Here is a 9,757-nt window from a genome sequence, read left to right on the forward strand (position 1 = left end):
GACAGTCCGCACATCATCGCGCGCACCGGAGCAGGTGGGCCGCCCTCTCGGACGGCCCACCTGAAGAGGGGTCAGCTTGCGGGCCAGCCCGTTTCGATCTGCTGGAGCACCTCGTCGGTGGAGGTGCCGTTGACCCAGGCGACCATGCCCTTCCAGAACGTGCCTGCACCGACAGCACCCGGCATCAGGTCACTGGCGTCGAAGCGGAACGTGGTCTCCGGGTCCTGCAGGATCTTGATGGTCTCCTGAAGGATCGGGTCCTGCGCGTTGGCCGGGTCGAGGCCGTTGTTGGCGGAGGTGACGCCGCCGAGGCTCACGCGGCTGTTGGCCCACTCGGGGCTGGACAGGTAGGCGAGAACCTTCTGCGTTGCCTCGGAGTCGCTGAACGCGCCGACGATCTCACCAGCACCGGTGACGGCGCTGTCATCTGCGCTCTCACCAGGAAGCATGAAGGCCCAGACGTCGCCGTCCTCAGCGATGTTCGTGCCATCGGGGAAGAAGCCCGAGAGGAACGATGCCTGGTGCGTGAGTGCGCACGAGCCGTCGGCGACCTTCGGTGCCACGTCGCCGAACGCCGTGGAGTTGATCGAGCGGACGTCACCGAAGCCGGCGTTGACGTTGGCCGGGTTCAGCAGGATCTCGCCGACAGAGTCGAACGCTTCCTTGATCGGCGCATCGGTGAACTTGACCTCGTTGGTCACCCACTGGTCGTAGACCTCGGGGCCTGCTTGACGCAGCACGTAGTCTTCGATCCAGTCCGTGCCCGGCCAGCCGGTCGCGGTGCCGGACTCGAAGCCTGCACACCACGCGGGGGTTCCGGTGGCTGCCTGAATCGTGTCGGTGAGGGTCTTCATGTCATCGAGCGTCTTCGGAACCTCAACACCCCACTCGGCGAACTTCGCCGGCGAGTACCAGATCCAGCCCTTGACGTTGGCCATCAGCGGTGCGCCGTAGAACGTGCCGTCGACGGTGCCGTAGTTCACCCAGTCTTCGGTCCAGTACTCGTTGGCGTTCTTCTCGACGTCAGCCGGAGCAGGCTTGAGGAAGTCACGCGTTGCGAAGTCAGCGAACAGACCCGGCTGCGGGAAGATCGCGATGTCCGGCGGGTTGCCGCCCTGAGCGCGCGTGCCGAGCTGCGTCTCGAAATCCTGGCTGCCCTCGTACTTGATCTCGATGTTGTTCTCGTCAGCCCAGTCAGCCCAGGACTCCTGCATGAGTTCGGCCTCGCTGTCGACGATCGTGCCGTAGATGGTGACGGTTCCTCCGTCGCCACCGGTCTCCTCACCACCGCCGCTCGGTGCACCGGGTGCTCCGCACCCTGCGAGCGCAATGCCCGCCGCGCCGAGAATGGCCAGCGGTGCGAGCCGCCGATAACGCTGTGACAGTGCCATGTGATTTCTCCTCTTCGAGTTCACGTTCCCTATGCGATCCGATGCGGAGAGCGAGCAGATCGGGAACCGCTTCCAGCCCCAACATACTTGTCTGCGTCAGCCCTGCACAATGGTGACAGATCACAAGCTGACAACCTTTGAGCGCTACCCGACGAATCCAATGGGAGCGGTACCACTCGAAATGTATGGAACCGGTTCCTTTTTGTTGATCTCGCGGCTACGCTGTGGACGCAGGAGCGATGCGGCCCCTGGGAGCCATCAGGGAGGATGCATGAGCACGATCGCGGATGTCGCCGCACGTGCCGGCGTCTCGAAAGCAACCGCCAGTCGCGCGCTCAGCGGTCGGGGCTATGTCTCCGCCTCCACACGCGACCGCGTCGAGGCCGCAGCGCGTGCGCTGTCGTATGTCGCGCATTCCTCCGCCACGAGCCTTGCGACCGGACGCACGCAGACCATCGCTGTGATCGTGCCCTCTGTCGGCAGGTGGTTCTTCTCCGAGCTCCTCGCCGGAGCGCAGGAAGAGCTGCTGGAGGTCGGGTACGACCTGACGCTGTTCTCTGTAGCGGAGAACTCTGCTGCACGCAGGCGCGTGATCGAGGAGCTCCTCCCCCGTCGCCGGTTCGACGGGATCATCAGCGTCGGCATGCAGCCCGACTCACCTGAAATGGAGCGACTGCTACGGCTCAGCCGGCCGGTCGTCAGCGTCGGTCCACACAGCTCGCAGATGAGTGCCCTGGCGATCGATGATGCCGCCGCGGCACGCATCGCAACCGAGCACCTCATCGACCTCGGCCACAAGGAGATCGTCTTCCTCGGCGGTGCAGCGCGCGCGGATTCGTTCACCTTCGGCGATGCACGCCGGTTGGAGGGGTACCGCTCCGCGATGGAGGCGGCGGGCCTGCGCGAGCATTCGCTGGCCGTTCCCTCATCCGACACCATGCCGAGCGGATACGCGTCAGCCGTGGATCTGCTCGGCAATCGGCGTACCAGGCCGACCGCCGTCATCGGCGTCTGCGACGAGGTCGCCATCGGCGCGATCATCGCCGCCCGAAGGCTCGGCATCGCGGTGCCGACGGAGCTGAGCATCGTCGGCATCGACGACCACCAGCATGCGGAGATGTTCGCCCTGACCACGATCCGGCAGCAGCCCCGCACGCAGGGACGAGAAGCGGTGCGAATGCTGCTCCATCACCTCGACGACCCTCGGACACCCCCCGAGCACGTGATCGCAGCACCCGCACTCGTCGTGCGCAACTCCTCAGCGCCTCTGCGCTGAAACGCACGAATGCCCCGGGCCGGAGCCCAGGGCATTCGTGACAGAACGACGTGATTACTTGAGGGTAACCGAAGCGCCAGCGGCCTCGAGGACCTCCTTGGCCTTCTCTGCGGTCTCCTTGTTAGCGCCCTCAAGGACAGCCTTGGGAGCACCGTCGACGACGGCCTTGGCCTCGCCGAGGCCGAGCGAGGTGAGCTCGCGGACAGCCTTGATGACCTGGATCTTCTTGTCGCCAGCAGCCTCGAGGATGACGTCGAAGGAGTCCTTCTCCTCAACCTCTTCAGCAGCGCCTGCGCCGGCAGCGCCAGCAGCAGCGGCGGGGGCAGCAGCGGTGACCTCGAACTTCTCCTCGAACGCCTTGACGAAGTCGTTGAGCTCGACGAGGGTCAGGTCAGCGAACTGCTCGAGCAGCTGCTCAGTGGTGAGCTTAGCCATGATGTTTCTCCTATTAGATGGGGTTTGTGGGAAGAAAACGCGGGTCGCTTACGCGGCCTCTGCGGTCTCCAGCTTTGCGCGAAGAGCGTCGACGGTTGCGGCAGCCTTGGCCATCGTCGCCTTCATCATGCCCGCGGCCTTCGCAAGCAGAACCTCACGGCTCTCGAGCGAGGCGTACATGTTGACCTCGTCCGCGTTGAGGACATTGCCCTCGTACACGCCGCTCTTGATCACGAGAAGCGGGTTGGCCTTGGCGAAGTCACGAAGAGCCTTTGCGGTGGCGACGAAGTCACCGTGCACGAAAGCGACAGCCGACGGACCCTTGAGGTCGTCGTCCAGCTCGGAGATCCCCACCTTGTTGGCAGCGATCTTGGTCAGCGTGTTCTTCACCACGGCGTACTCAGCGTTCTGACGAATGCTGTTGCGCAGCTCCTTGAGCTGAGCAACGGTCAGACCGCGGTACTCGGTCAGCAGGACGGCGTTCGAGTTCTCGAATGACTTCGTGAGCTCGGCGACCGATGCATCCTTCTGCGCCATGGTCACTCCTTGATGGGTACGAGATGCCCCACGTGCGTGAGACACCACCTGAACCGCCACCTGCAAACAAAAACGCTCCGGCGCAAGCGACGGAGCGTAGAATCCGGATTTCCGGAAAACGATCATGTCCCTGCGCGGGCCCCTGCAGTGCAGTGCTTCATTCATCTTGCGCTTACGCGCACGACGATGACCAGCGGTCTTCGGTTATGAGAAACTCTACGCGATCAGGGCCCGACTTCCAAATCAGGTCGCCTCAGGTGCGGCCAGCCGCACGACCCGAATGCCCGCCGAGCGCGTCGGCAGCGCGCACGAGAGTGAGGTGCGAGAAAGCCTGAGGCATGTTGCCGGCCTGGCGCGCGCCTTGGACGTCATACTCCTCCGACAGGAGCCCGATATCGTTCACGAGCCCGACGAGTCGGTCCATCAGGACGCGTGCATCATCTATCCGCCCGCTCGCCGCGTACTGCTCCACGAGCCAGAAGCTGCAAGCCAGGAAAGGATGCTCCCCACCGTCGAGGCCATCGACACCGGATGCCGTGCGATATCGCATGATCAGTCCATCACGCATGAGCGTCTTCTCGATCTGCTCGACGGTGCGCAGCATCCTCGGGTCATCCTCGGCGCAGAATCCGACCTGCGGAAGGGTGAGCAGCGAAGCATCCACCTCATCGGTGTCATAGTGCTGTCGGAAATATCCGTCCGGGTGCACTCCGCGCTCGTCGATCTCCGCTCGCAAGCGATCGCGCATCTTCTCCCAGCGATCCGCGTCGCCGGCGAACCCGTGCTCGCGCACCGCGCGCACGCCGCGATCCAAAGCCGCCCACATCATGACGCGCGAGTGGGTGAACCACTGCAACGGCCCGCGGATCTCCCAGATCCCGTTGTCCTGACGCCCCATCCCCGCCGCCACTCGCTCGATCAGCGCACGCTGCAGTGGCCACGAGAACTCCGTCTCATCGAGCCCTGCGATCCGGGCAGCCTCCAGCGCGACCATCACCTCGCCGAGCACATCGCCCTGATACTGCTCGACAGCGCCGTTGCCGACGCGCACAGGTGATGCGCCGTTGTACCCGGGAAGACTCGTCAGTTCGCGCTCCGCTAGATCGCGCTCACCGCCGATGCCGTACATGATCTGCACTTCGGCTGGCTCCCCCGCCACAGCGCGCAGCAGCCAACGCCTCCAGTGGTGCACCTCTTCGAGGAAGCCGTGCGCGATGAGCGACTCCAGAGTGAGTGCGGCATCCCGCAGCCAGACGTACCGGTAGTCCCAGTTGCGCGAACCGCCGAACTGCTCGGGGAGAGAGGTCGTGGGGGCTGCGACGATGCCACCTGTGTCACGATGCGTGAGTGCGCGCAGCACGAGCAGCGAGCGCACCACCGCGTCGCGGTACGGGCCGTCATGCGCGATCGGACTCGCCCAGCCCTGCCACCACGAGCGCGTGCGCGCGATCGCATCCTCAACATCCAACGGGGCCGGATCTTCCTCGTGAGATGCATGCCAGGTGAGGACGAGGTCACGCAGCTCTCCGGTACCCACGGAGAACTCACCCCTGTGCCGGTGGTCGGATGCTGCAAGCTTCACTCCGCGGACGACAACAGCATCCGGGCCTGCGATCGCGCTCAGCGCTGGCTCTTCGGCGGTGCCGATCTGCCGCACCCACGGCAGAGCGCGCGCGTAGTCGAAGTGCATGCGCAGCTCAGTCGTGAAGGCGACGTTGCCGGTGATGCCGACCACTCGACGCACGACATCCGTGCGGTCCTCCGACATCGGCAGGAACTCGTGGACCTCGGCGACGCCATCGGCGCTCTCCCACCGCGTGACGAGGATGAAGGTATCCGACAGGTAGTGCCGCTGAGCGGTCGCGGATGCATCGCGAGGCCGCAGGATCCAACAGCCATGCGTCGGGTCTCCGAGAAGTGCGCCGAAGATCGAGGCGGAGTCGAATCGGGGCAGACACAGCCAGTCGATACTGCCGTCACGTGAGACGAGCGCTGACGTGCGGCAATCACTGAGAAGTGCGTAATCCTCGATCGGTGCAGGCATCGCCCGATTCTTGCATGCCATTGGTCCAAGCGCACGGGTGGGGCTACGGTGGGCCCATGGATGCCGCGCCCACACTCATCATCTTCGGCGCTACGGGAGATCTGACTTCGCGTCTGCTGCTTCCGGCGCTCGGACAGCTCCTCGCCACTGAGCCGGACCGCAAGGTGCGCCTGATCGGTGCGGGCATGGAGGACTGGTCGGATGCTGATCTGAAGAAGGTCGCACAGCACTCGTTCGCGGCCTCAGATTCCGAAGCCTCGCTCGAGCGGGTCGAGATCTCGTACTGTCAGGCTGACATCACCAAGACTGCTGACCTGAAGGCACTGCTGAAAGGGCTGACCGGTCAGGTTGCGCTGTACTTCGCGGTGCCTCCCGCGGTGGCTGCGGCGGCATGCGAGGCGCTCACGCCCGAGATGCTCCCCGATGGCGTGATGCTCGCACTCGAGAAGCCGTTCGGCACGAATGAAGAAAGTGCTCACGTGCTCAATGCGCGTCTGGCCGAACTCGTGCCGGAGAAGCAGGTCTTCCGAGTGGATCACTTCTTGGGCAAGTCGACGACCTTGAACGTGCTCGGTGCGCGCTTCGCCAATCGCCTGCTCGAACCACTCTGGTCTGCGGAGAGCATCGACGCGGTCGACATCATCTACAACGAGAAGCTGGGCTTGGAGGGCCGCGCGGGGTACTACGATCACGCCGGCGCCTTCGTCGATATGGTCCAGAGCCATTTGCTGCAGGTGCTCGCAGTCGTGGCCATGGAGCAGCCCGCAACCCTCGATGAGACGGACTTCCGCGAGGCGACCTCCGCGGTGCTGCGTGCGACAACGGTGTGGGGCGATGACCCGATGTCATCCTCGCGTCGCGCACGCTATACCGCTGGCGCCGTCGACGGGGTGGAGAAGCCGTCCTATGTGGATGAACCGGGCGTCGACTCGAAGCGCGGAACAGAGACTCTCGCCGAGGCGACTTTCGAGATCCACAATGCCCGCTGGGCCGGGGTCCCGTTCACTCTGCGATCGGGCAAGGCACTGAGCGATCCCGTCCGCGAAGTCGTCGTCCGATTCAAGCCAGTGCGCCATGTACCGGTCGGGCTCACGGGCTCGGCAACCGGAGCCATCCTGCGGTTCTACCTCGCGCCGGACCAGATGTCCCTCGAGCTCAACCTCAACGGTGCAGAGGACCCGTTCGTGCTGGAGCGCGCGACGCTGTCTGCTGATCTCGGCGCAGGTCAGCTGCTCGCCTACGCAGAAGTCCTCTCCGGCATCCTCGATGGCGACCCGCTGCTGTCGGTGCGCGCAGACGCAGCCGAGCAGTGCTGGCGAATCATCCAGCCCGTGCTGGACGCGTGGTCGCGTGGCGAAGTGCCCCTCGAGGAGTACGCCGCGGGTTCCCACGGCCCCGACAGCTGGCCCGTTCGCCGCTGACTCGGCGCGGCCGGCAATCGGTGCGCGTCGATCGGGGTAGCCTCGAACAGTGACCCCGGAACTACAGGCTCGAATCGTTGCGGACTCCCGCGACCGCGTCGCCTGGCTTCGGGCACGGGCACGAGGAATCACTGCCACCGACGTCGCGGGCCTCTCCGGAGACAAGTCCATCGCCAGGGCCGCCGATGCCAAGCTCGGCGGCGGCGCACGATTCGCCGGTAACGCGTATACCGATCACGGACGCAGAAGAGAGCCCGAGATCGCAGCGTGGGTCGCCGCAACGCACGGCATCCGTCCTTCCTCAGCGCTCTTCCGTGCCGAGGCAGAGCACCGGCATCTGGCGACGCCCGATGGGGTCGTGCAGGATGCTGACGGTCGGATCCTGCTGTCGGAGATTAAGACCACGAACAAGAACTGGCGCACGATCCCGCGCACCTATCTTCGCCAGGTGTGGTGGCAGCAGCACGTACTCGGCGCCGAGCGCACCCTGTTCGTATGGGAAGAACACCTCGACTTCACCCCTGTCGACGACGAGCCGCGCTGTGTATGGATCGATCGTGACGACCGAGAGATCGCTCAGCTGGTGCGTCTCGCGACCGGGCTGATCGATGAGCTCTACCACCGCACCACCGGGCAGCGCCCGCCGAGCGCGGCATCCGTGACGTCGGCCAGCAGGCGCGACGCTCTCCGAGAGCGCGACGCGTACCGCGCACTCGCCCTGGCCGACTGACGCGTTACTCAAGTACTCTGCGCGCTTCGTCAGCGACCTCGCCGGCGATGGCGTCGAGCAGCTGAGAGCGCAGGTTCCACTGCTGCCAGTAGAGCGGCACTCGCACGGGGTCTCCGCCGAGTCTGACGATCGTTCCGGATGCCGCGGCCGCTGCCGCCTGGGAGACGGGCAACATGCCCCACCCCAACCCGAGAATCACCGCCTGGGCGAAGTCATGGGATGCCGGCACGAAGTGGCGAGGGACACCATGTTCGGAGACGCCCTGCGATGCCAACCATGCATGCTGGAGAGTATCGCGCCGATCGAAGTCGACGAACGGCGCCTCGCTCAACGCCCCGGCGGTCACACCATCGGGGAACCAGCGCTCGATGAACTCCGGTGTCGCGGCGGCCTCATATCGAAAGACTCCCAGCCGTGTTGCCGTGCATCCTGAGACGGGTGTCGCCTCGGATGTGACGGCCGCCATCACTTCACCGGACTCCAGCAGACGCGCGGTGAAGTTCTGGTCATCACGGTGCAGATCGAAGTCGATGTCCAGTCGTGCAGCGAGTCTGGCCAACGGCGCCAAGAACCAGACAGCCATGGAGTCGGCGTTGACGGCAAGTGGCACACGCACGCGCCCTCTCCCGGCCTCCAAGCCCAGCGCGGACAGCGTCTCATGCTCGAGCAGTGCGACCTGCCTGGCCATTCGCACGACGGCTTCTCCTGCACCTGTGGCGACAGCAGGCTTCCCGCGCACGATGAGCACCTGGCCGAGCTGATTCTCGAGGGTCTTGAGCCGTTGGCTGACCGCGGAGGGAGTGATACTAAGAGAGCGTGCTGCCATATCGAGACTGCCCCCGTCGACGATCGCAGCCACAGTGAGAGCGAGCTCAGCAGAGATTCCAGCCATGTAAGCAAGACTAACGGCGATGAAGATCTGGTCGCTGGCACTTACGGTCGTGGAACAATAGCGTCAGGATGTGATCTCATTCTTCGCGGGGCTCGGACTCGGGCTGTCCCTCATCGTCGCCATCGGCGCACAGAACGTCTACGTCCTCCGACAGGGGATCCGTCGTCAGCATGTTCTCGCTGTCGTTGCGATCTGTGCACTGTCGGATGCTGTGCTGATCGCGGCCGGAGTCGCTGGCCTCGGCTTCCTACTGCAGGCGGCGCCCTGGCTCGTGAACGCAGCGCGAGTGTTGGGTGCGTTCTTCCTCTTCGGATACGCGGCCCTCGCTGCACGCAGAGCTCTGAAAGGGACAGAGGAGGGGCTGCACATCGAAACCGCGTCAGAGAAGACCACGGGCTCGGGACTCGTGCCGGTGATCCTCGCCGTGCTGGCGTTGACCTGGCTGAATCCGCACGTATACCTCGACACCGTGCTCATGCTGGGTTCGATCGCCGCAACGCACGGTGATAGCAGATGGGTGTTCGCCGGCGGTGCCATCGTCGCCAGCCTCGCCTGGTTCACCGCTCTCGGCTACGGGGCGCGTTACCTGGGCAGGTGGCTCAAGACTGCACGGGCATGGCGGATTCTGGATGCTGGCATCGCCGTGGTCATGCTGAGCATAGCGATCAACCTGCTGCTGCCCGTGTTCACCGGCTGACCTTGACTGGACAGAACAGAGAAGGCCACCCCGTAGGGTGGCCTTCTCTTCTCTATTCTCTACATCTCGTCAATGCAGAATAGCCACCTCAAAGAGGTGGCTATTCTGTCTAAAAGGAGTTCGGCGGTGTCCTACTCTCCCACAGGGTCCCCCCTGCAGTACCATCGGCGCTGTGAGGCTTAGCTTCCGGGTTCGGAATGTGACCGGGCGTTTCCCTCACGCTATGGCCGCCGAAACACTATTGATGTTTCAATCAAACCTAAAGGAGCACGTATGAAACGTGCTTTTCAGGGTTCTCGACCGTACATCGAGAACCACTCAGTGGACGCGGAGC

The 9,757-nt window shown here is 64.5% G+C and carries 9 protein-coding genes and 1 rRNA gene; 4 read left to right on the forward strand and 6 right to left on the reverse strand.

Translation table 11 applies throughout. The features are described from left to right. Positions 1–71: 71 nt before the first annotated feature. Complete coding sequence (locus ACTU6U_RS11405; protein ID WP_443469222.1) at positions 72–1,391, reverse strand: ABC transporter substrate-binding protein; 1,320 nt, start codon at positions 1,389–1,391, stop codon at positions 72–74. Positions 1,392–1,662: 271 nt separating this feature from the next. Between ACTU6U_RS11405 and ACTU6U_RS11410 the strand changes: the two genes are divergently transcribed. Beyond that, positions 1,663–2,667: a LacI family DNA-binding transcriptional regulator gene (locus ACTU6U_RS11410; RefSeq protein ID WP_443469223.1), complete on the forward strand. Its 1,005-nt coding sequence runs from the start codon at positions 1,663–1,665 to the stop codon at positions 2,665–2,667. 54 nt (positions 2,668–2,721) lie between these two features. On the opposite strand, the gene rplL is transcribed toward ACTU6U_RS11410, so the two are convergent. The 3 genes from rplL to ACTU6U_RS11425 all read right to left on the reverse strand — a co-directional run bounded on the left by rplL (position 2,722) and on the right by ACTU6U_RS11425 (position 5,683). Beyond that, positions 2,722–3,102 (reverse strand): 50S ribosomal protein L7/L12, encoded by a 381-nt coding sequence (gene rplL / locus ACTU6U_RS11415; protein ID WP_417511114.1) that lies wholly within the window; start codon positions 3,100–3,102, stop codon positions 2,722–2,724. A 48-nt stretch (positions 3,103–3,150) separates the two neighbouring features. Then, positions 3,151–3,639, reverse strand: coding sequence for a 50S ribosomal protein L10 (rplJ, locus tag ACTU6U_RS11420; RefSeq protein WP_443469224.1), 489 nt, complete (start codon positions 3,637–3,639; stop codon positions 3,151–3,153). A gap of 253 nt (positions 3,640–3,892) precedes the next feature. Beyond that, positions 3,893–5,683, reverse strand: coding sequence for a glycoside hydrolase family 15 protein (locus ACTU6U_RS11425; RefSeq protein WP_443469225.1), 1,791 nt, complete (start codon positions 5,681–5,683; stop codon positions 3,893–3,895). Between the two features lie 56 nt (positions 5,684–5,739). On the opposite strand from ACTU6U_RS11425, the gene ACTU6U_RS11430 reads away from it, so the two are divergent. Next, positions 5,740–7,104 carry a glucose-6-phosphate dehydrogenase gene (locus tag ACTU6U_RS11430; RefSeq protein WP_443469226.1) on the forward strand — a complete coding sequence of 455 codons (1,365 nt, stop codon included), beginning with the start codon at positions 5,740–5,742 and terminating at the stop codon, positions 7,102–7,104. 49 nt (positions 7,105–7,153) lie between these two features. Then, positions 7,154–7,834, forward strand: a complete 681-nt coding sequence (locus ACTU6U_RS11435; protein WP_443469227.1) for a YqaJ viral recombinase family protein — start codon at positions 7,154–7,156, stop codon at positions 7,832–7,834. 4 nt (positions 7,835–7,838) lie between these two features. Here ACTU6U_RS11435 and ACTU6U_RS11440 read toward each other — a convergent pair whose 3' ends face one another. After that, a complete protein-coding gene (locus ACTU6U_RS11440) occupies positions 7,839–8,726 on the reverse strand; it encodes a LysR family transcriptional regulator ArgP (protein WP_443469228.1) in 888 nt (295 codons plus the stop codon). Positions 8,727–8,796: 70 nt separating this feature from the next. Between ACTU6U_RS11440 and ACTU6U_RS11445 the strand changes: the two genes are divergently transcribed. Beyond that, positions 8,797–9,423 (forward strand): LysE/ArgO family amino acid transporter, encoded by a 627-nt coding sequence (locus ACTU6U_RS11445; RefSeq protein WP_443469229.1) that lies wholly within the window; start codon positions 8,797–8,799, stop codon positions 9,421–9,423. A 118-nt stretch (positions 9,424–9,541) separates the two neighbouring features. On the opposite strand, the gene rrf is transcribed toward ACTU6U_RS11445, so the two are convergent. Further along, positions 9,542–9,658, reverse strand: a 5S ribosomal RNA gene (gene rrf / locus ACTU6U_RS11450). Positions 9,659–9,757 lie beyond the last annotated feature (99 nt).

This window comes from Microbacterium zouquanmingi (assembly GCF_052266695.1).
GTDB lineage: Bacteria > Actinomycetota > Actinomycetes > Actinomycetales > Microbacteriaceae > Microbacterium.